General features: G+C 73.4%; 20 protein-coding genes and 7 tRNA genes. 14 read left to right on the top strand and 13 right to left on the bottom strand.

Annotated features, from left to right (window positions below; genetic code table 11):
- Positions 1-17 precede the first annotated feature (17 nt).
- Positions 18-326: a TFIIB-type zinc ribbon-containing protein gene (locus AC07B0_RS29725; RefSeq protein WP_356880091.1), complete on the top strand. Its 309-nt coding sequence runs from the start codon at positions 18-20 to the stop codon at positions 324-326.
- Positions 327-390: 64 nt separating this feature from the next.
- Here the strand turns inward: AC07B0_RS29725 and AC07B0_RS29720 are convergent.
- From AC07B0_RS29720 to AC07B0_RS29700, 5 genes are all read right to left on the bottom strand, one after another.
- Positions 391-462 (bottom strand) — tRNA-Val (locus AC07B0_RS29720).
- Between the two features lie 60 nt (positions 463-522).
- A tRNA-Val gene (locus AC07B0_RS29715) sits at positions 523-594 on the bottom strand.
- 19 nt (positions 595-613) lie between these two features.
- A tRNA-Val gene (locus AC07B0_RS29710) sits at positions 614-685 on the bottom strand.
- Position 686: 1 nt separating this feature from the next.
- Positions 687-760: transfer RNA gene (locus AC07B0_RS29705), tRNA-Cys, on the bottom strand.
- A gap of 41 nt (positions 761-801) precedes the next feature.
- Positions 802-874: transfer RNA gene (locus AC07B0_RS29700), tRNA-Gly, on the bottom strand.
- A 181-nt stretch (positions 875-1,055) separates the two neighbouring features.
- On the opposite strand from AC07B0_RS29700, the gene AC07B0_RS29695 reads away from it, so the two are divergent.
- From AC07B0_RS29695 to AC07B0_RS29685, 3 genes are read left to right on the top strand one after another with little or no spacing between them, the layout of a single operon-like run.
- Positions 1,056-2,123, top strand: a complete 1,068-nt coding sequence (locus AC07B0_RS29695; protein WP_478899300.1) for a chorismate-binding protein — start codon at positions 1,056-1,058, stop codon at positions 2,121-2,123.
- Entirely contained in the window at positions 2,120-2,938 is an 819-nt protein-coding gene (locus AC07B0_RS29690) for an aminotransferase class IV (RefSeq protein WP_478899299.1), read from the top strand. The genes AC07B0_RS29695 and AC07B0_RS29690 overlap by 4 nt, the downstream gene beginning before the upstream one ends.
- A 32-nt stretch (positions 2,939-2,970) precedes the next feature.
- Complete coding sequence (locus AC07B0_RS29685; protein WP_356880085.1) at positions 2,971-3,795, top strand: GNAT family N-acetyltransferase; 825 nt, start codon at positions 2,971-2,973, stop codon at positions 3,793-3,795.
- Between the two features lie 5 nt (positions 3,796-3,800).
- On the opposite strand, the gene AC07B0_RS29680 is transcribed toward AC07B0_RS29685, so the two are convergent.
- Positions 3,801-4,295, bottom strand: coding sequence for a DsbA family protein (locus AC07B0_RS29680; RefSeq protein ID WP_467294461.1), 495 nt, complete (start codon positions 4,293-4,295; stop codon positions 3,801-3,803).
- 204 nt (positions 4,296-4,499) lie between these two features.
- Between AC07B0_RS29680 and AC07B0_RS29675 the strand changes: the two genes are divergently transcribed.
- Together AC07B0_RS29675 and AC07B0_RS29670 are read left to right on the top strand one after the other, a co-directional pair.
- Positions 4,500-4,958, top strand: coding sequence for a hypothetical protein (locus tag AC07B0_RS29675; protein WP_469383814.1), 459 nt, complete (start codon positions 4,500-4,502; stop codon positions 4,956-4,958).
- Positions 4,959-5,101: 143 nt separating this feature from the next.
- On the top strand, positions 5,102-5,302 hold the full coding sequence (locus AC07B0_RS29670) for a hypothetical protein (RefSeq protein WP_467294742.1): 201 nt from the start codon (positions 5,102-5,104) through the stop codon (positions 5,300-5,302).
- On the opposite strand, the gene AC07B0_RS29665 is transcribed toward AC07B0_RS29670, so the two are convergent.
- Positions 5,243-5,869 carry a CGNR zinc finger domain-containing protein gene (locus tag AC07B0_RS29665; RefSeq protein WP_469383811.1) on the bottom strand — a complete coding sequence of 209 codons (627 nt, stop codon included), beginning with the start codon at positions 5,867-5,869 and terminating at the stop codon, positions 5,243-5,245. The genes AC07B0_RS29670 and AC07B0_RS29665 overlap by 60 nt on opposite strands.
- A gap of 238 nt (positions 5,870-6,107) precedes the next feature.
- Positions 6,108-6,521, bottom strand: coding sequence for an SsgA family sporulation/cell division regulator (locus tag AC07B0_RS29660; RefSeq protein ID WP_030011909.1), 414 nt, complete (start codon positions 6,519-6,521; stop codon positions 6,108-6,110).
- 177 nt (positions 6,522-6,698) lie between these two features.
- Between AC07B0_RS29660 and AC07B0_RS29655 the strand changes: the two genes are divergently transcribed.
- On the top strand, positions 6,699-7,157 hold the full coding sequence (locus AC07B0_RS29655) for a TIGR02611 family protein (RefSeq protein ID WP_356880077.1): 459 nt from the start codon (positions 6,699-6,701) through the stop codon (positions 7,155-7,157).
- A 66-nt stretch (positions 7,158-7,223) separates the two neighbouring features.
- Positions 7,224-7,295 (top strand) — tRNA-Val (locus AC07B0_RS29650).
- Between the two features lie 106 nt (positions 7,296-7,401).
- On the opposite strand, the gene AC07B0_RS29645 is transcribed toward AC07B0_RS29650, so the two are convergent.
- A complete protein-coding gene (locus tag AC07B0_RS29645; RefSeq protein ID WP_478899296.1) occupies positions 7,402-9,744 on the bottom strand; it encodes an SCO7613 C-terminal domain-containing membrane protein in 2,343 nt (780 codons plus the stop codon).
- Between the two features lie 129 nt (positions 9,745-9,873).
- Here AC07B0_RS29645 and AC07B0_RS29640 point away from each other — a divergent pair, with 129 nt between their 5' ends.
- Together AC07B0_RS29640 and AC07B0_RS29635 are read left to right on the top strand one after the other, a co-directional pair.
- Positions 9,874-10,347, top strand: coding sequence for an SRPBCC family protein (locus tag AC07B0_RS29640; protein WP_356880073.1), 474 nt, complete (start codon positions 9,874-9,876; stop codon positions 10,345-10,347).
- A 38-nt stretch (positions 10,348-10,385) separates the two neighbouring features.
- A tRNA-Val gene (locus AC07B0_RS29635) sits at positions 10,386-10,457 on the top strand.
- Positions 10,458-10,516: 59 nt separating this feature from the next.
- On the opposite strand, the gene AC07B0_RS29630 is transcribed toward AC07B0_RS29635, so the two are convergent.
- Positions 10,517-11,242, bottom strand: a complete 726-nt coding sequence (locus AC07B0_RS29630) for a 3'-5' exonuclease (RefSeq protein ID WP_356880071.1) — start codon at positions 11,240-11,242, stop codon at positions 10,517-10,519.
- Positions 11,243-11,462: 220 nt separating this feature from the next.
- On the opposite strand from AC07B0_RS29630, the gene AC07B0_RS29625 reads away from it, so the two are divergent.
- Together AC07B0_RS29625 and AC07B0_RS29620 are read left to right on the top strand one after the other, a co-directional pair.
- Positions 11,463-12,041, top strand: a complete 579-nt coding sequence (locus tag AC07B0_RS29625) for a DUF4365 domain-containing protein (protein WP_356880069.1) — start codon at positions 11,463-11,465, stop codon at positions 12,039-12,041.
- Entirely contained in the window at positions 12,041-13,264 is a 1,224-nt protein-coding gene (locus tag AC07B0_RS29620; RefSeq protein WP_356880067.1) for a hypothetical protein, read from the top strand. The genes AC07B0_RS29625 and AC07B0_RS29620 overlap by 1 nt, the downstream gene beginning before the upstream one ends.
- A 331-nt stretch (positions 13,265-13,595) precedes the next feature.
- On the opposite strand, the gene AC07B0_RS29615 is transcribed toward AC07B0_RS29620, so the two are convergent.
- Positions 13,596-14,102: a GNAT family N-acetyltransferase gene (locus AC07B0_RS29615; protein WP_469385013.1), complete on the bottom strand. Its 507-nt coding sequence runs from the start codon at positions 14,100-14,102 to the stop codon at positions 13,596-13,598.
- A gap of 207 nt (positions 14,103-14,309) precedes the next feature.
- Here AC07B0_RS29615 and thrS point away from each other — a divergent pair, with 207 nt between their 5' ends.
- Both thrS and AC07B0_RS29605 read left to right on the top strand, forming a co-directional pair.
- The gene (gene thrS / locus AC07B0_RS29610; RefSeq protein WP_467294449.1) at positions 14,310-16,286 is read left to right on the top strand and encodes a threonine--tRNA ligase; all 1,977 of its coding nucleotides are present in this window, start codon (positions 14,310-14,312) and stop codon (positions 16,284-16,286) included.
- An 80-nt stretch (positions 16,287-16,366) separates the two neighbouring features.
- Positions 16,367-16,927, top strand: a complete 561-nt coding sequence (locus AC07B0_RS29605; protein WP_356880403.1) for an HIT family protein — start codon at positions 16,367-16,369, stop codon at positions 16,925-16,927.
- Positions 16,928-16,936: 9 nt separating this feature from the next.
- On the opposite strand, the gene AC07B0_RS29600 is transcribed toward AC07B0_RS29605, so the two are convergent.
- Together AC07B0_RS29600 and AC07B0_RS29595 are read right to left on the bottom strand one after the other, a co-directional pair.
- Complete coding sequence (locus tag AC07B0_RS29600; RefSeq protein WP_356880401.1) at positions 16,937-17,338, bottom strand: DnaJ family domain-containing protein; 402 nt, start codon at positions 17,336-17,338, stop codon at positions 16,937-16,939.
- Positions 17,339-17,389: 51 nt separating this feature from the next.
- On the bottom strand, positions 17,390-19,069 hold the full coding sequence (locus tag AC07B0_RS29595; protein WP_356880399.1) for a hypothetical protein: 1,680 nt from the start codon (positions 19,067-19,069) through the stop codon (positions 17,390-17,392).
- Between the last annotated feature and the right edge of the window lie 68 nt (positions 19,070-19,137).

Below are 19,137 nucleotides of genomic sequence, written 5' to 3'. Positions count from 1 at the left end.
GAGGAGTTGATCCGGTCATGCAGTGTCCGAAGTGTCACGCGATGATGCACACGTACAACCGCAACGGCGTCCAGATAGAGCAGTGCAGCGGCTGCCGCGGCATCTTCCTCGACTACGGCGAGCTGGAGGCGCTGACCCGCCTGGAGTCCCAGTACACGGCCCAGTACGGGCAGGTTCCCCCGCCCGCCGCGCCGCCGGCCCCTTACCCGGCCCCGCACGCCGCCCCGGCGCCCGCCTGGGGAGCTCCGCAGCACGGCGGGCACGGCCACCACGGTCACCACGGCCACCACAAGGGCGGCTTCGGCCGGATGCTGTTCTCGTCCTGAGGCCCAGGCGCCGCCGGAACACGCGGAAGCCCCGACCGTCGAGACGGCCGGGGCTTCCGGACTGTGCGCGATACTGGGATTGAACCAGTGACCTCTTCCGTGTCAGGGAAGCGCTCTCCCGCTGAGCTAATCGCGCGGGCTCCACGGCTCGAACGCCGCGGGTCAAACAGTACTACAAGTCATGCAATGAACTGCGTGCGCGATACTGGGATTGAACCAGTGACCTCTTCCGTGTCAGGGAAGCGCTCTCCCGCTGAGCTAATCGCGCGGGGATCCTTGCGGATCAGTGGACGATACTGGGATTGAACCAGTGACCTCTTCCGTGTCAGGGAAGCGCTCTCCCGCTGAGCTAATCGTCCTTGGAGGTGGAGACGGGATTTGAACCCGTGTAGACGGCTTTGCAGGCCGTTGCCTCGCCTCTCGGCCACTCCACCATGGAGCTGCGGGGGTTCTCGGGAAGAAATCCCCCACTTCGAGCGGACGACGAGACTCGAACTCGCGACATCCACCTTGGCAAGGTGGTGCTCTACCAACTGAGCTACGTCCGCAGGTCACCGTGTTCGCTCCGGGGTTTCGGCCCCTTCGCTCCCTGGCGACGTGTTGAACTCTAGCGGATTCCCGGGCCAGCTCAAAAACGCGTTTCCGCAGCGTGCTGCCGCACGATCACCGCCGGTCACCCGTCCGTCACCTCACCGGCGCCATCGCGTCACCGGTCATAGACTCGCAGCCGTGCACGACCTGCCTCCCCTGGCCCGCTTCGGCGGCCTCCTCGCGACCGACCTCCGCGACGTCACCAGTGACCCCTCCGCCCTCGACTCCACCGGGTTCTGGGCGGTGGCCGCCGACTTCGAGGGGCGGCTGGTCTGCGCGCGCTTCGGGGACATACGCCCCGATCCCGTGCCCCCGCCCGTGCCCGGCGCCTGGTCCGGGCCCGATCCCGACGACTGGTCCTCCTCCCTCGACCGCGCCGCGTACGTCACCGGCGTCCGCAGGATCCGCGAGTACATCGCGGCCGGGGAGGTCTACCAGGCCAACCTCTGCCGCGTGATGTCCGCTCCGCTGCCCGACCCGGGCGCCGCCGACGTCGACGCCCTGACGAGCCTCCTGGCGCGCGGCAACCCGGCCCCCTATGCCGGAACGATTCGGCTGCCGGCGCGCGGCGTGGAGATCGCCACCGCCTCCCCGGAGCTCTACCTCAGCCGCTCCGGTTCGCGCGTCGCGTCCGGACCGATCAAGGGCACCGGCCGCACCGCCGCCGACCTGCTCCCCAAGGACCACGCCGAGAACGTCATGATCGTGGACCTCGTCCGCAACGACCTCGGCCGGGTCTGCGCCACCGGGTCCGTCACCGTCCCCGAGCTGTGCGCCGTGGAGGAGCACCCCGGTCTGGTCCACCTCGTCTCCACCGTCAGCGGCGAACTCGCCGACGGCGCCGGCTGGCCCGAGCTGCTGGCCGCCACCTTCCCGCCCGGCTCGGTCACCGGCGCCCCCAAGTCCTCCGCGCTGCGGATCATCGAGGAACTGGAGACGGCCCCGCGCGGCCCCTACTGCGGCGGCATCGGCTGGGTCGACGCCGACCGGCGGACCGCGGGGCTCGCCGTGGGCATCCGTACGTTCTGGATCGACCGCGAGGCCCCCGGCGGACCCCGGCTGTGCTTCGGCACCGGGGCGGGGATCACCTGGGGGTCCGACCCCGACCGCGAATGGGCCGAGACGGAGCTGAAGGCCGCCCGGCTGCTCGCGGTAGCGTCGGGCAGACACGAGACGCACGACCTGAGTGGAGGGACCGTACGGTGAGGATCTGGCTCGACGGAGCACTGCGGGACGCCGAGGACGCCAAGGTGTCCGTACTGGACCACGGACTGACCGTGGGCGACGGCGTCTTCGAGACGCTCAAGGCCCAGGACGGCCGGGCCTTCGCCCTCACCCGCCACCTCGACCGGCTGACCCGCTCCGCCCGCGGTCTCGGCCTGCCCGACCCGGACCTCGACGAGGTCCGCCGCGCCTGCGCCGCCGTGCTGGAGGCCAACCCCGTGCCGCTCGGCCGGCTGCGGATCACCTACACCGGCGGCCTGTCCCCGCTCGGCTCCGACCGCGGCGAGACCGGCCCCACCCTGGTCGTCGCCCTCGGCGGCACCACCCGCCGCCCCGACACCACCGCGGTCGTCACCGTCCCCTGGGTCCGCAACGAGCGCTCCCCGCTGGCCGGCCTGAAGACCACCTCCTACGCGGAGAACGTGGTCGCCCTGGCCCGCGCGCACCAGGAGGAAGCCTCCGAGGCCCTCTTCGCCAACACCGTCGGACAGCTCTGCGAGGGCACCGGCTCCAACGTCTTCGTCGTCCTCGACGGCGAACTGCACACCCCGCCCGTGGCCTCCGGCTGCCTCGCCGGGATCACCCGGGCCCTCGCCGTGGAATGGACCGGGGCCAAGGAGAGCGACCTCCCCTTCGACGTACTGGAACGCGCCGAGGAGGTCTTCCTCACCTCCACCCTGCGCGACGTCCAGGGCGTCCACCGGATCGACGGGCGCGTCCTCGGCGCCCCCGGCCCCGTGACCGCCAAGGCGATGCGGGTCTTCGACGAGCGCGCGGCCTCGGACCTCGACCCGTAGCCACGGGGCCGCGGGGCGGGTAGAACTCGACGATGACCACCACCCTGCGGCCGAGCGGGCCGCTTCAGCAGAGCGAGGGCGGCGCGCGCTCGCGCCCCTACGAGGTCCGCGTGAACAGCAGGCGCGTCGGGGCGCTCCTGATCGCCGCCGACACGCCCTTCGGGCCGACGGTCGGCGAGATCCGGGACCTGGCCATCGACGCGCCGGACCGCGGCCGCGGCCGGGCGACGGTCGCCGCGCTCGCCGCCGAGGAGGTGCTGCGCGGCTGGGGCTGCCGACAGGTACGGATCGCCGTCCCGGCCGGCTCGGCGGGCGGACTGCGGCTGGCCGCGGCCCTCGGGTACGCCGAATACAGCCGCAACATGGCCAAGGAGCTCCCGGACGGGCCCCCGGCCCTCCCCGCCGGAGTACTCGGCCGCCCCATGACGGCGGCCGAGTACGAGGTCTGGATCGCCCGCGCCCGGGAGGCGTACGCCGCGACCTGGGTCGGCCGGGGCCTGACGCCCGAGGCCGCGGCCCGCAAGTCGGCCGCCGACCACGACGAACAGCTCCCGCGCGGCCTGGACACCCCCGGCGCCAGCCTGAACGTCCTGGAGGCGGCCGGCACCCCCGTCGGCCAGGTGTGGGTCGCCCAGCGCGACGGGAACGCGTACGTCTTCGACGTCGAGGTCTCCGAGGGGTACCGGGGCCGCGGCCACGGGCGGGACCTGATGCTCCTGGCGGAACGCGCCGCGCTCGCGGCGGGCCACCGGGTCCTGGCGCTGCACGTCTTCACCGCCAACACCCCGGCCCTGCGGCTGTACGAGTCCCTGGGCTACCGGACCACGTCCTCCAACCTCGCCAAGGAACTGATCTAGGCCGGTCAGCCCGCGAGCAGCCGGTCGGCGATCTCCTCGATGCGGGCGCGCAGGCCCTCCTGGCTCTTGCCCCCGTCGAGGCGCTCGCCGTCGATCACGTAGGTGGGGGTGCCGGTGACGCCGATGGCCTTGCCCTCGGCCTGGTCGGCGTCGACGATCAGGATGTGCCGGCCGTCGATCAGGGCCGTGTCGAACTCCTCCGCGTCCAGACCGAGTTCACGCGCCACGTCGAGGAGCAGCGCCTCGCCCCGTTCGGCGAGCTCGGCGGTCCGCGCCAGTACCGCCTCCGCGTACGGCCAGCCCCGGCCCTGCTCCACGGCCTCCTCGGCGGCCTGCGCCGCGGCGAAGGCGTGCTTGTGCTTCTCCAGCGGGAAGTGGCGCAGCCGGATGTCCAGCCGGTCGCCGTAGCGGGCGCGCAGGGCCCGTACGTCGTCCAGGGCGCTGTGGCAGTCCGGGCACTGGAGTTCGCACCAGACGTCGAGGATCACGGAATCGGTCATGGGGACAGTCTCCCAGCCCCGCACCCGCGCACCCGAACCGGACCGGTGCCCCGGGGCCCCGCGCACTGGACCCTGGGGAGGAGGCCGGACCCGGAGATGTCCCGGAGATCGGGCGGTGCGGCGTGCCGGGCATGGCCGGGGCGGCGGTGGGCGGTGCAGGATGGAGGGGACAGACCGCCCGTCCGACCACCGCCGGAGGACCGCATGCTTGCCGAGACCATATGTTCCGCGGTGTCAGCGTCCGGCCTGGGCATCGCGGCCGTCACCGCGTACCGCAGGCGGTTCCTGACCGCCACGCGCATCGCCGCGTACGCGCTGGTGCCGGCCGGGCTGGTGCTGACCGGTGTCGTGGGCTGGGTGTCGGGGATGGTCTTCAAGCCGTCCGTCTGGATCGGCTTCGGGCTGCTGGGCCTGGCCTGGCTGCTCTTCGTGACCACGCGGACCGTCGAGCGCCGCCGCCTCGGCAAGGACCCCGAAGCCGCGGCCGCCGGGGCTCCGAAGGCGGCCAAGGGCCGACGGGGCCGCGACGCGGTCGCCCCCACGGCCTCCGCGCCCTCCCTCGGATCCGGCTCCCGCCCGGCGCCGCAGGCCCGACCGGCCGCGGCCGCTCCGGCGGACGACTTCTCCGACATCGAGGCGATCCTCAAGAAGCACGGCATCTGACACGGGCCCGCGCGGGTCCGCGGCCGGCCGCCGTAGCGGAAGCGGGGTCCCCGCCGGGGGAGAAGCGCCCGGGAACCACCTGAACTGACGAGTGCGGGCGAACTGACGCGTCCGTACTGGCGTGTTGGGGGCAGATTCGGGGCGTGCTGCGCGATCATCGCCCCGACATGCTCGAAACATCGCCGGGCGATCCGCCGGCTCCCGCCCCCGTCGCCGAGGCCCCCCTCGCCGAGGAAGGGCGCGGTTGTCTGTTCGCCCTTTCCCAGCCCCCCTTGATGATCTTCCTAGGGGTGATCGGGACCCTGCTGCTGCTCGCCGCCGTGCACGACCTGTTCCTGCTCTGAGGCCTCGGGGTGGGCGTCCGCCTCCTTGCGGCGCGCCCGGTACGCGGCCACGTGCAGCCGGTTCCCGCAGGTCCGGCTGTCGCAGTAGCGGCGCGACCGGTTCCGCGACAGGTCCACGAAGGCCCGCCGGCAGTCGGGCGCCTCGCACCGCCGCAGCCGCTCCTGCTCGCCGGAGACCACGATGAAGGCCAGGGCCATGCCGCCGTCGGCCGCCAGGTGGTCGCCCACCGAGGCGCCCGGCGCGAAGTAGTGCACGTGCCAGTCGTAGCCGTCGTGGTCGGTCAGCTGCGGGGTGGTGCCGGCCGTGGCGACCAGCTCGTTGATCAGTACGGACGCCGCACGGGGGTTCGGTGCCGCGAAGACCTGGGCGAACTTGCCGCGCACGGTCCGGACGCCGGCGAGGTCGCGGACGCCGAGCTCGCCGACGTCGCTGATCGCGTACTCCTGGACGAAGCCGCGCAGCGCGCCGATGTCCGAGAGGCCGTCGGGCTGGTCCGGTTCGGCCGCGGTGTTCACCAGCGCGACGACGACGTCGAGCGCGCGACGGGTGTCGTGGGGGATCTGCACGGGGTCGCTCCCTGAAGGCCGGGCCTGCCGCGACGGTCGGCCGCCGCCGCTGGTGGCCGACTCTAGCGCCTCCCCGCAAGGGGTTACCGGGAGGATCGGGCCGCGCCCGAGCCGCAAGCGCGTCGGCGCCGCCCTCGCGGTTGGCTTCCGCGAGAACAGCGCCGGCACGACCGTATGTGGTTGTCCGACCCACACCGTCGCCCCGAGTCGGACGGTGTCGAGCGGCTGTAGGCCTGGCTCAGCTTTCGGCCAGGATGTGGGAGAGCTCCTTGTCGAGGTCGAAGTGCCGGTGCTCGGTCCCGGGTGGAACCGCGGCGTCCGTCCGCTTGAGGAACGATTCGAGTGCTCGTGCGGGGGCTTCGAGCAGTGCTTCTCCCTCCGGTGAGCTCAGGGCGATGCAGACAACGCCCTGGCCGTGGCTGCGGGACGGCCAGACGCGGACGTCGCCGGTTCCGGTGGGCCGGTGGAGGCCCTCAGCGAGGAGGTCGCGGGCGAATACCCATTCGACCGTCTCCTCGGCGCCGGTGTGGAAGGTGGCGTGCACGGCGTAGGGGTCGGCCGTGTCATACCGCAGGCCCGCGGGAACAGGCAGTGAGGACTCGCTCGACACAACGAGGCGCAGGTGCAGCTCGCAGCTGACCGTGGTGTTCATAAGCGCCAGGGCCTTTCGCTCAGTGTGCGCTCGGGGATTCGCACGTCGGCGAAATCGACATGCCACCTACGGTGGCGTTGTAAACCCCTCTGACCGTTTTGCGGACCTCTGGGTCCCTCGGACGGCGGATCCAAAGCGGCGTTCACGTGTGCTTCGGCCTCCGGTAGATTCGGCGGCATGAATACGGGGAGTGACCGCGAGACCAATGAGTCCGCGACCGGCGGGACGCCCGCCGAAGGAACGCCGCACGTGCCGGAAGAGGCGCCGCACGTGTCGAAGGCGCCCGCCTTCATCAAGGCCAACCGCAGCCTCCACCTGAGCTGGCAGGTCGGCGTCTTCATCGTCGGCCTGGCCGTCATCGGCGCCGGCATCGCCATGCTGGTCCTGCCCGGACCCGGCTGGGTGGCGATCTTCGCCGGCCTGGCGATCTGGGCCACCGAGTTCGCCTGGGCCCACCTCGTCCTGCGCTGGACCAAGCGCAAGGTCAGCGAGGCCGCGCAGAAGGCGCTCGACCCCAAGGTCCGGCGCCGCAACATCATCCTGACCAGCGTCGGCCTCGTCATCGCCGGTGCGCTGATCGGCTTCTACCTGTGGAAGTACGGGCTCACGCTGCCCTGGAACCTCAAGGACCAGTGACCGGACCGGCCCGGCGGGCATGGTCCTGGAGCACCGCTGACATGCGGTAATGTTTGCGGTGCGTCCGGGCGATTAGCTCAGTGGGAGAGCACTTCGTTCACACCGAAGGGGTCACTGGTTCGAACCCAGTATCGCCCACCCGGACCGAGGGCCCGGAGACTCGAAAGAGTCTCCGGGCCCTCGGCGTTTCCCCCGTTTCCGGCACTCCCGGCGTTTCCGCCGCTCCCGGCCCCGGACCCGTGCCTCAGTGGAGCCTGCCCAGCGCCGCCCGCAGCCGCCGGGCGTCACGCAGCCGCTTCTCGTACGTCGCCCCCACCGCCAGCAGCAGCAGGCCCGCCAGGGCCGGCGGCAGCCAGCGCGGCAGCGCCCCGACGACCTGCACCACGTACGGGGCCAGCTCGTGCAGGGCCACCGCCGCCAGCGTGGCGCCGCCCAGCAGCAGCGGAGCCTGGAGCCGCCGGTGCGCGCCGGCCAGGGTCAGCGCCAGCGCCGCCAGGCCCAGCAGCAGCGGGCGCAGCCAGTGGGCGTCGGCCCAGGCGGCGGCCAGGCTCGGCAGCAGGGTCGCCCCCAGCCCCGGCCCGTACGCCGTCCAGGAGGAGGCCGCCGGATCCCTGCGGCGCCGCAGGAAGCCCACCGCCAGCGCCAGCACCGACACCGGCAGGGTGTACGCCTCCGGCTCGCCCACCCCCGAAGCGGCCAGCCGCACCCAGGACGCCGCCACGAACAGCGCCCCGGCCGCCCAGCCCAGCGGACGCCGGTCCGCCCGCAGCGCCGCCCCCGCGCACAGCACCCCGCCCAGCGCGAGGACCAGCGCCAGCACCGGCGGATCACCGGCCGCGAGGACCACGGCCACGACCCCGGAGGCCGCCGCGGCGGCCTCCGCCGCCACCCGCACCGGACCCAGCCGCGGCGCCGCCGCCAGGGCCGCCGCCGGAGCCGCCAGTACCGCCACCCCCTGCCAGGACACCGCGAGCCCGGCCAGGGCCGCCAGCGACAGCGCGAGCGCCGCCCCGTACCCGACGGCCAGCGCCGCCGCACCGGCCCGTACGGGCACCCAGGCGCGCCCGTACGCCGCTCCCAGCGCCGCCCCGGCCCCCAGCAGCCCGAACACCGCGAAGGTGGCCACGCGGCCGTCCAGGGCGGCCACGGACACGTTCAGCGCCCCGGCTGCCGCGCACACCGCGGCCGCGCACCCCACGGCACGCTCCGGAGCCCGCAGCGCGAGCACCCCGGCCGCCGCCGTCACCGCGAGCTGCGCCGCCAGCACCACCGGCACCGGCGGGCCCAGCAGCAGCGGCGCCGTGAACAGCCCCGCCCAGCCGGCCACCACGGCCACCACCGCCGCCTCCCGGCGCGGCAGCTCCCGGGCCAGCCACCAGCCCGCCCCCGCCACCAGCAGCAGCACCACCGCGAGCGCCGCCCCGGCCCCCGCCGCACCGGAGGCGGGGGTCGTCGGCGCCCAGACCTCGTCCAGCACCCCGGCCCGCGAGGCCAGCACCGACCCGGCCGCCGGCACCGCCGTCACCGCCGCCAGGGCGGCCACCGCCGCCCCCGCCCGGAGCAGGCCGCGCCGGACCTGCTCCGGGAGGTCGGCCGCCCGTACGGCCGCCAGCAGCGGCAGCGCCGCCACGAGGTGCACCACCACCGGCCACATGTCCCCCCGGGCCGCGTGTCCGGCCGGAACCAGCGACCCGGCCGCCGCCACCGCGGCCAGGCCGCCCACGAGCGCGGCCGCCGAAGCCCGCCGCTCGCGCCAGGCCACCGCCACGCCCAGGGCGGCCCCCGCGGCCAGCAGCAGCGCGGGACCCGCCGCCCCGGGCTCGTCCAGGGACACCGCCAGCCCCGTCAGCAGCGCGATCGCGCCCGCCACCGCCGCCGTCACCCAGGCGGTCACCCGCACCGGACGCCGGGTCACCGCCACCGCGAGCCCGCCGTCCAGCGCGGCCGTCGCCAGTACCGCCCAGCCACCCCCGACCGGGCCCGCCCCCGCCGCGTAGGCGGCCAGCGGCAACGGCAGCTGCGCGGCCAGCACCGCGACGGGCAGCGGCAGCCGCAGCCGGGCCAGCGCCGACCCGTAGCCCGCCCACAGCGCCGCCAGCGCCGCCGTCGCGCCGGCCGCGTACGCGACGCCGTCGACCCCCGGCAGCCCGGCCGCGTGCAGCGCGTACGCGTCGAGCACCGTCAGCAGCAGCCCCACCGCCGCCACCGACTCCGCGGTGGAGCGCAGCCCCCGGCGCAGCAGCGCCACCGGCGCCGCCAGCGCGGCCCCCGTCACCACGGCCAGCACCACCGAGCGCCCGGCGATCCCGAGAGAGCCCCAGCTGACCAGGGTGAAGGCCAGCGCGGCCACCGCCAGCAGCACCGCGCCCAGCGTCAGCAGCACGTTCTGGGCGCTGCGCGGCGCGGCCGCCTTCGGCGCGGACGCGGGCGGGAAGCCGGGCGGCACGGCCCCGCTCGGCACCGGGTGGAGCAGGACGCGCAGCAGCCAGTCCCGCCGGGACAGCAAGTACAGCCGCCGGGCGTCGAGTTGGACCAGCTCTTGGTCGATGAGCGCCAGCTCCTCGGCCGGCGACAGGGGGGTGTTCATAAGCGGAGTGTGGCGCCCGTCACGGCATCAGGACATGGGCGGGCGTACTCAGATCGTCCTGAGTACACGGGAGGGGCGCGCTCCGCCGAACCGCCCGCACGGCGCCGCCCGGCGCGCCACACTGGTGCCATGCAGCGCTGGACGCACTACCGCTTCCGCAGCGTGTGGGACCTCGACGCCCCGCCCGCCCTGGTCTTCTCCCTGCTGGAGGACCCCGGGCAGTACCCCGCCTGGTGGCCCCAGGTCCGCCGGGTCGAACCTGCCGGCGAGGGCACCGGCACCGCCCTGATCCGCTCGGCCCTCCCGTACGGCATCCGCGTCAGCCTCACCGGCCTGCTCCGCGACCCGGCCCGGGGCGTGCTGGAGGTGGCCCTGCGCGGGGACATCGACGGCTGGGCGCGGTGGACCGTACGCCCGCGCGGCGGGCCCGCGGCCGCCCGCACCCGGGCGCTGTACGAGCAGGAGGTCGACGTACGGGCGCCCCTGCTGCGCAGGTTCGCCGTGCCCGGGCGGCCGCTGTTCCGGCTCAACCACGCCCTGATGATGCGGGCCGGGCGGCGCGGTCTCGCGGCCCGCCTGACGGCCGGACCGGAAGCGGTTTGAACAGACCCCGCGCCTCTTGTATTGTTCAGTCCGTTCCCGGGCGATTAGCTCAGCGGGAGAGCACTTCGTTCACACCGAAGGGGTCACTGGTTCGATCCCAGTATCGCCCACCGGGACAGGCCGGTCCGTCTGATGACGGACCGGCCTTCCGCATGTACGGGGTCCCGCACTACGCGGCCTGGTTCAGCTCCGGACGCAGCGGCCAGTGCGGATCCACCGACTCCGGAGTGCCCTGCCGGGCGAACCACGCCTGGAGGCCCCGCGCCTGTGCCGCGTGCCACACCGCCTGCAGCGTGTGCAGTTCGGCCGGCGTCAGCCGCTCCAGCCGCCCCGCGAACCTGCGCCCGACCGCCCGGACGAGCTCCAGCGAAGCCAGCGCGTCCACCGACGCGTCGTGCGCGCCCTCCAGCTCTATCCCGTAGTGCGCGCACAGGTCCGTCAGCGTGCGACGGCCCTTGCGGTAGCGGTCCAGGTGCTTGTCCAGCACCCGCGGATCCAGCACCGTCAGCGGCCTGTTGTCCAGGTACCGCGCCAGCGACGACGCCCGGTGCCGGCGCAACTCCCGGTCCAGCAGCGTCAGGTCGAACGGCGCGTTCATCACCACCACCGGCCGCCCCGCCACCTGCTGCTCGCCCAGCGCGCGGGCTATCTCCTCCACCACCGGCGCCGGCCAGCGGCCGTTGCGCTGGAGGTGCTCATCGGTCAGCCCGTGCACTTCCGTCGCTCCCGGAGGTACCGGGACGCCGGGATTGACGAGCCATCGGGTGGTGCGGACCCGGCCCCCCGCACACTCCTGCACGACGAGCGCGGCGGACACGATCCGGTCCTGCTCGACGTCCACTCCGGTCGTCTCCGTGTCGAATGCGGCCAGCGGGCCCTCGTACCAGCGCGTCATGGCGAACTCCTCGTCCCCGGTCGGCAGATGGGGAGCACCCGGGCGCCGTCGCCTCGGAGCGTGCCACCCCCGCCCGAATCCGTGATACCCGGGCTGTTTGCCCCGTACGCCGTTTGCGGCCCCCCGGGTGCGGCAACAACTCCACAGGGGGGCCGTACACATGACCGGTCGTCACCCCACACCACTCACGGCAGGGCCCGGAAGGCATGGGGAGCCGGCCATGGCGCTCGCACAGCCCGAACCGGGCGGGGTGCTGCAGACGCGGACCGGTCCGCAGACCGGACCGCTGCGCGGCACACTCGCCACCACCGCCTGCATGGAGACCCTCCAGGTGGGCTACCTCCACGCCGTCGCGGCCGCCGCCGGCTGCTCGCTGTCCCAGCCCTTCCCGGACAACGGAATCGACTGGCACGTCAGCCACGGCGCGCCCGAACACGTCGTCGACGACGAGGTGACCGTCAAGGTGCAGCTGAAGGCGACCTACCAGGTACCGCCGAGGCCCGCCGGCGCCACCTTCGGCTTCACCCTCGACAACGAGCACCTGGTGAAGCTGGCCCGCACGCCCGTCGCCGTCCCCAAGATCCTCGTCGTGATGCTCGTACCGAGGGAACGCGAGCAGTGGCTCAGCGCCGGACACGACCGGCTCGACCTCAGGCACTGCTGCTACTGGACCAACCTCGCCGGAACCCCCGTGACCGGCAGGCGCCGGACCACCGTGCGGATCCCGACCACGCGGATCTTCGACGACCGGGCCCTGTGCGAGATCATGACCCGGGTCGGGTCGGGAGGGACACCCTGATGAACCGGCAGTCACCGCACCTCGAACCGCTGTCGTCCCCGGAGCCGGAACCGGGCGCTCCCGATCCCGCCCAGGTCGACCCCCAGGTGCTCGGCGCGCTGCTGCGCCGCCACGGCTGGCTGCGGCGCGGCGGCGCGGCGGGCCGCTACGGACGCTGGACCCCGCCCCCCGCCCACGCGCCGGGCGTCGTCGGGACCAGCCTGCTCGTCCCCGAGAACCGGGCCTTCCCCGACTGCTCCGACCTCCTGGAGGAGGCGCTGACCGCGCTCTCGCGCAGCGCCCTGCCGTCCGCGCGGGAGGTGCTGTTCGGCCTGAGCGTGCCCAGCGACGAGGTCCGCTGGGAACGCGAGATCATCCCCGAGGGCCCCTACGGCCGCCAGGGCGAGGCCGTCTGGACCGTGCAGGAGCAGCTGCGCTCGGCCGCCCGCCGGATGCTGCTCGCCGGAGCCCTCGCCGACCGCGCCCGGGCCGGGTACTACGGGGCCCGCCACCGCGCCCAGGCCGAACGCACCCTGGACGGGGTGCTGGTGGGGCCCTCCCCGGGCGGGCGCAGGCTCACCGCCTACGTCCCGGTCGGCGGCGGCCGCGGCCCGGTGACCCGGCTGCACCACGCCCTGCACGCGGCCCGCGAGGCCGTGGACTACCGCCGGGCCACCGGAGGCATGGAGGCCTTCGACGCGGCCGTCGCGGCGGGGGTCAGCCGGGAGCTCGCCGACGCCCTCATCGCCCTGGTGCGGGGATCGGAAGGGGTGCGGATCGCACTGGCCTGGGCGCCGGCGGCCGGGGTCCCGGCCGGGTGCGCGGCCCGGCCCGAGCCGGTCGAGTTCTCGCCGGGCGACCTGCCGGTGTTGCGCGAGGCCGCCGACCGCTACACCCGGGACGAGCCGGCCGTCGCCGTCCGCGTCGCCGGGGCCGTGGTGCGGATGCGCCGCTCCGCCGCCGGGGGAGGGGGCACCGTACGGCTGCGCGTGCTGTCCGGCGCGGAGGTGCCGTACGTACGGGCCGCGCTCGACGAGGAGGCGTACCGGATCGCGGGCCACGCCCACCTGGTCGGCCTCCCGGTCCGGGTCAGCGGCCGCCTCCAGCGGCGCGGCGGCTTCCGCCGGCTCACCGACGCCACGGACGTGACGCCGGTCCCGCTGGACGAGGTCGAGCGGGACCGGCTGATGAAGTCCCTGGACTCGGCCTTCGACCCGGAGGACGTACTGCCCTCGGACGACTAGTGCCGTGGCCGGGAAGGTTTGCCGGGTCGCGGCGTCCGGTGCGGTGCATCTCAAGGCGGAGGGCCGCGGCTCGTACTGGACGTACCTCCGTGGTCCGACAACGCGGAGAGGTGCCGTGCCGGGCGTCGCGACCCGGTGGACCTTTCCGGTCACGGCACTAGGGCCTGTCGTCAAACTCCCGTCGTCGCCCGGAGGGCGGCCCTGCGGCGTCTGGTGCGTGCTCTCGGTGCGCCGGGCGGAAGCCCGCGTACTGGACGTACTTGGCTTTCGCCCGGTGCGGCGAGAGCGCGTGCCAGGCGTCGCGGGGCAGACGGGAGTTTGACGACAGGCCCTAGGACGCTTCCTCCCGCCCCGTGGGCGCGGGGCGGGTGAAGTGCGCCATGCGCAGGCCCGGGACCGGGGAGAAGTCCTCGCCCCGGAGGAAGCCGAGGCCCTCGTACAGGGCCACCGCCGGGGCGTTCGCCGCGCCGGTGCTCACCTCGACGGCGCGCTCCGGGAAGGACTCCGCGAGGAGGTGGCGCATCAGCAGGGAGGCGACGCCCCGGCGGAACCACGCCGGGTCCACGCACAGCCGGTCGACGCCGATGCCGCCGCCGTCCTCCTCGGCCCAGGCGAGGAAGCCCGCGATCTCACCGCCGCCGGACACGGCCCCGAGCCAGCGGAGCGGACGGTCCCGCATCTCCTGGAGGTCCTCGCGCAGCGCGGGGATGCCGTCGAAGCCGATCAGGGCCGCTTCCACCGCGTAGGAGGCGCGGCCGATCCGGTGCACCGCCGCGGCGGTGGCCTCGTCGGCCAGGTCCAGCGGACGGACGAGCGGACGGACGGGCGGGCTCGGCATGCGGGATTCCTTCGGGGGGAGGGCCGGACAAGGCCGCCGGTACGGAAGGGGCGGGGGCCCACGCTACCCATGCGGGCGGCGGGCCCGGGCGGGCCGGGGCCCGGGGATGCGCCCCGCCCGGTAACCGTTTCGCGGCGCGGCCCCTCGGCTCGGTACGATTCACGAGCGCAGTGATCGCTCGCGCACCCCCTGAGTCAGGAGAGACCGGTGTCAGACGTCCGTGTGATCATCCAACGCGATTCCGAGCGGGACGAGCGCGTGGTGGCCACGGGCACTACGGCGGCCGAGCTCTTCGCCGGCGAGCGCACCATCGTCGCCGCGCGCATCGCGGGTGAGCTGAAGGACCTCGCGTACGAGGTGAAGGACGGCGAGACCGTCGAACCGGTGGAGATCTCCTCCGAGGACGGCCTGAACATCCTGCGCCACTCGACCGCGCACGTCATGGCGCAGGCCGTGCAGGAGCTCTTCCCCGAGGCCAAGCTGGGCATCGGCCCGCCGGTCCGGGACGGCTTCTACTACGACTTCGACGTCGCCAAGCCCTTCACCCCCGAAGACCTCAAGGTCATCGAGAAGAAGATGCAGGAGATCCAGAAGCGCGGGCAGAAGTTCGCCCGCCGCGTGGTCTCCGACGAGGCCGCCCGCGAGGAGCTCGCCGACGAGCCGTACAAGCTGGAGCTCATCGGCATCAAGGGCTCCGCGTCGACCGACGACGGCGCGAACGTCGAGGTGGGCGGCGGCGAGCTGACCATCTACGACAACCTGGACGCCAAGACCGGCGAGCTGTGCTGGAAGGACCTCTGCCGGGGCCCCCACCTGCCGACCACCCGCAACATCCCGGCGTTCAAGCTGATGCGCAACGCGGCCGCCTACTGGCGCGGCAGCGAGAAGAACCCGATGCTCCAGCGCATCTACGGCACCGCCTGGCCCTCGAAGGAGGAGCTGAAGGCCCACCTCGACTTCCTCGCCGAGGCCGAGAAGCGCGACCACCGCAAGCTCGGCAACGAGCTCGACCTCTTCTCCATCCCGGACGAGATCGGCTCCGGCCTCGCCGTCTTCCACCCGCGCGGCGGCATCATCCGCCGGGTCATGGAGGACTACTCGCGCCGCCGGCACGAGGAGGAGGGCTACGAGTTCGTCTACTCCCCGCACGCCACCAAGGGCGCCCTCTTCGAGAAGAGCGGCCACCTGGACTGGTACGCGGAGGGCATGTACCCCCCCATGCAGCTCGACGGTGGTACCGACTACTACCTCAAGCCCATGAACTGCCCGATGCACAACCTGATCTTCGACGCGCGCGGCCGCTCCTACCGCGAACTGCCGCTGCGCCTCTTCGAGTTCGGCACCGTGTACCGGTACGAGAAGTCGGGCGTCGTGCACGGCCTGACCCGCGCCCGGGGCTTCACCCAGGACGACGCGCACATCTACTGCACCCGTGAGCAGATGGCGGAGGAGCTCGACCGCACGCTCACCTTCGTGCTGAACCTGCTGCGCGACTACGGCCTGACCGACTTCTACCTGGAGCTGTCCACCAAGGACCCGGAGAAGTTCGTCGGCTCGGACGAGGTGTGGGAGGAGGCCACCGCCGTCCTCCAGCAGGTCGCCGAGAAGCAGGGCCTCCCGCTGACCCCCGACCCGGGCGGCGCGGCCTTCTACGGCCCGAAGATCTCGGTGCAGGCGCGGGACGCCATCGGCCGTACCTGGCAGATGTCGACCGTCCAGCTCGACTTCAACCTGCCGGAGCGCTTCGACCTGGAGTACACCGGCCCGGACGGCTCGCGCCAGCGGCCGGTCATGATCCACCGTGCGCTGTTCGGCTCGATCGAGCGGTTCTTCGCGGTGCTGCTGGAGCACTACGCGGGCGCCATGCCGCCGTGGCTCGCCCCGGTCCAGGCCGTCGGCATCCCGATCGGCGACGGGCACGTCGAGTACCTCCAGGAGTTCGCCGCCGCGGCGAAGAAGCAGGGTCTGCGGGTCGAGGTGGACGCCTCCTCCGACCGCATGCAGAAGAAGATCCGCAACCACCAGAAGCTCAAGGTCCCGTTCATGATCATCGTCGGTGACGAGGACATGGCCGCGGGCACCGTCTCCTTCCGCTACCGCGACGGTTCGCAGGAGAACGGCATCGCCAAGGACGAGGCGCTGGCCAAGCTGGCCAAGGTCGTCGCCGACCGCGTCCAGGTCTGATCCCGGGCCGCACGGCACGGCGGGCCCCCGGAAAGTGATCACTTTCCGGGGGCCTTCCTCGTACGCGCGGGCGAGGTCATATGCTGCATCCCATGACGATTGAGCCGGAGCAGCAGATCGGTGTGGGCACGCAGGACGCGTTCCAGCGTCTGTGGACGCCCCACCGGATGGCCTACATCCAGGGGGAGAACAAGCCGACCGGCCCGGAGGCCGGGGACGGCTGTCCCTTCTGCGGGATTCCGGAGATGTCCGACCAGGACGGGCTGGTCGTCGCGCGGGGCAAGCACGTCTACGCCGTGCTGAACCTCTACCCGTACAACGGCGGCCACCTCATGGTCGTCCCGTACCGGCACGTCGCCGACTACACGGAGCTCGACGGGCCCGAGACCGCCGAGCTCGCGGACCTGACGAAGCGGGCCATGGCCGCGCTGCGCAAGGCTTCCGGTGCGCACGGGTTCAACATCGGCATGAACCAGGGCGCGGCCGCCGGGGCCGGCATCGCCGCGCACCTGCACCAGCACATCGTGCCCCGCTGGGGCGGGGACACGAACTTCATGCCGGTCGTCGGGCACACCAAGGTGCTGCCGCAACTCCTCGCGGACACCCGCCAGATGCTCGCGGACGCCTGGCCGGTCGACTAGCCAGGACGGCTAGGCAGGACGGGCGGCCCGCCAGTCGGCCAGTACGGCCTCGACGTCGTACTCGGTGAGGTTCAGGGGCGGGCCCGGCGGGGGCATGCGCAGGGCCGCGGCGATCTTCTCGTTGATCTCCGTGAGGACCGCCCGCACCTGACGCTCGGAGCGGGCCGCCAGCGCCGTCTCCAGGGCGTCCTCGGCCTCCTTGCGCAGCGCGAGCGCCGGGGGCAGGGCGGCGAACCCCTCGCGGTGCATCTTGCCCTTGATCCACCACAGCTCGTCGTACGGCGCGTCGAGCGATGCCAGCGGCTTGCCCCAGCCCGGGAGCTTCTCGAAGTCCCCGCGGGCGGCGGCCTCCTGGATCTGCCGGTCCACGAACGACTCGAAGCTGACGCCGGGCGGTTTGCGCTCGGTCACGGTCCCTCCTCCGGGCCGCCCCGCCCACCGGCGGGGGTTCCTCCAGCGTACCTACGCGTCGTAGACGTCGGCCTTGCGCGGGGACGGCTCCTGGATGAGGCCGCTCATGATCGAGGAGCGGTTCGTGAAGCGGTCGGTGTCGACGCCGTTCTCCTCCAGCACCTTGAAGGTCGCCGCGTGCACGGACCGCAGGACCGGCGCCACCGTGCGCAGGGCGTCGTCCGCCATGAAGCGGTGGCGCCACATGGAACCCGCCCAGACGTGCCGCAGGCCGAACGGCTCGGGCAGGACCAGCTTGCCGCCGAAGTACTCCAGCAGCGGCGGGTACCAGGTCAGGGGGGCGCGCACGGCCAGGCGTACGACCTCGGACGCGTCGACGAGCGGGAGCGGGCGCTCGACGGTCTCCCAGAAGCGCACCGACTTCGGGACCTCCACCACCGGGGCCTTGGACTTGGTGGTGAACAGGCCGTGGACCGGGCCGAGGGCGTGCGCGGTGACGTCGACGCGCAGGGTCTTGTAGAGCACGGTCACGGTGACCAGCATCGTGATGACGAGCTGGCCGTCCCAGAGCGGGTACTGGATGCCCAGGTAGTGCCGGTTGCCGGCGCTGAACTGCTGCTCGTTGCAGATCCGGGTGATCTCGTGCGGCTTGACCAGGAAGGTGTCGACGGACTCGCCGGTCGGCCGGGCGACCTCGCCCGCGCCCTCCCCGACGGGGGTGACGATCCAGTGCTGGATGGAGGCGGCCGGGAAGCCGCCGGTGTGCAGCGGGCCGCGCTCCAGCTTGCGGAGCTGGGTGTCGATCGCGCGTATGACGTCCCAGCTGCGGAAGGGGTGGATCTCGTGGCCCTCGGTCGCCGGGGTCAGCTCCTCGGCCATCTGCCAGCTGCCCCAGCGGGTGCCCATGCCGAGGATGCCCTTGGGGCCGGCGTAGAAGACCGAGTTGCTGCGGTCCTCGGCGGTCAGCTTCGCCAGCTGGTGGCGCAGGTCCTCGCGGGCCTTCTCGTCGGGGTTTCCCGGCACCGCGTCGGGGATCTTGGCGGCGACGCCGCCCCCGCCGAGCAGGCCGTCCCAGCGGGAGCGCAGGTCGGCGGCGGTCCGCTCGCAGATCCGGCGCGCCAGGTACCAGCCGAGGACGGGGGCGACGAGGGAGCCGAGCAGGTACAGCTCCAGGAAGCCGCTGTCCGGCTGCCGGTAGACGATCCGGTACACGAGGACCGCGGCGAAGGCGGCGACACCGACGAGCAGGACGGTCCCCAGCCAGGAGCTCCCCCGGCCCTCCTTCTTGGCCAGCATCTTGCGGAGCTGGAACAGGCCCAGCCACAGCAGCAGCCCGGGCAGGAAGAGCACCCCGCAGACCAGCATGATCATGCGCAGCCGGCGGTCGCGTTCCCTGCGGATGTGCGAGGCGGCCAGACAGTGCTCGACGACGGTCTGCGGGTCGGCGCCGAACGACTGGATGAGGGGCTTGCGGCCGGCGCCGAGGGTGCGGGCCTCGACGGCCCGGCAGAAGGCCTCGCCGAGGCTGGGTTCGAAGAGGGAGATCTTCGGGTCCTTCACCGAGGCCGGGTGCAGCTCGCTGTTGGCCCCGAGTATGGAGGACAGCTTGGTGTCCTTGCCGCCGTCGCGGTACGCGGCGGAGGCGAGCGCGTTGGTCGCCGCGGTCTGGCCGCCGCCCCCCTGCAGAGGAATCTGTGCTCCGGGCCTGAAGTCGAATCCGTCGTCCGCCACCGCTGCCCCCATCGCCGTGCCACTGTGCTCTTTGCCGTGCCGTACCGCGCGCCGTACTTCGTGCCGTA

It is taken from the genome of Streptomyces sp. NPDC044704 (assembly GCF_056433525.1).
The sequence above is the reverse complement of the archived record's forward strand: the minus strand, read 5'-3'. Positions and strand labels throughout refer to the sequence as shown.

What these genes read in the sequence shown, in the direction of transcription:
- AC07B0_RS29680 (WP_467294461.1), bottom strand. Translation starts at nt 4,295, where the DNA reads ATGACCGATTCCGTGATCCTCGACGTCTGGTGCGAACTCCAGTGCCCG.
- AC07B0_RS29630 (WP_356880071.1), bottom strand. Translation starts at nt 11,242, where the DNA reads ATGACGCGCTGGTACGAGGGCCCGCTGGCCGCATTCGACACGGAGACG.
- AC07B0_RS29655 (WP_356880077.1), top strand. Translation starts at nt 6,699, where the DNA reads ATGAATACGGGGAGTGACCGCGAGACCAATGAGTCCGCGACCGGCGGG.
- AC07B0_RS29675 (WP_469383814.1), top strand. Translation starts at nt 4,500, where the DNA reads ATGCTTGCCGAGACCATATGTTCCGCGGTGTCAGCGTCCGGCCTGGGC.
- AC07B0_RS29620 (WP_356880067.1), top strand. Translation starts at nt 12,041, where the DNA reads ATGAACCGGCAGTCACCGCACCTCGAACCGCTGTCGTCCCCGGAGCCG.
- AC07B0_RS29725 (WP_356880091.1), top strand. Translation starts at nt 18, where the DNA reads ATGCAGTGTCCGAAGTGTCACGCGATGATGCACACGTACAACCGCAAC.
- AC07B0_RS29685 (WP_356880085.1), top strand. Translation starts at nt 2,971, where the DNA reads ATGACCACCACCCTGCGGCCGAGCGGGCCGCTTCAGCAGAGCGAGGGC.
- AC07B0_RS29640 (WP_356880073.1), top strand. Translation starts at nt 9,874, where the DNA reads ATGCAGCGCTGGACGCACTACCGCTTCCGCAGCGTGTGGGACCTCGAC.
- AC07B0_RS29660 (WP_030011909.1), bottom strand. Translation starts at nt 6,521, where the DNA reads ATGAACACCACGGTCAGCTGCGAGCTGCACCTGCGCCTCGTTGTGTCG.
- AC07B0_RS29625 (WP_356880069.1), top strand. Translation starts at nt 11,463, where the DNA reads ATGGCGCTCGCACAGCCCGAACCGGGCGGGGTGCTGCAGACGCGGACC.
- AC07B0_RS29645 (WP_478899296.1), bottom strand. Translation starts at nt 9,744, where the DNA reads ATGAACACCCCCCTGTCGCCGGCCGAGGAGCTGGCGCTCATCGACCAA.
- AC07B0_RS29615 (WP_469385013.1), bottom strand. Translation starts at nt 14,102, where the DNA reads ATGCCGAGCCCGCCCGTCCGTCCGCTCGTCCGTCCGCTGGACCTGGCC.
- AC07B0_RS29605 (WP_356880403.1), top strand. Translation starts at nt 16,367, where the DNA reads ATGCTGCATCCCATGACGATTGAGCCGGAGCAGCAGATCGGTGTGGGC.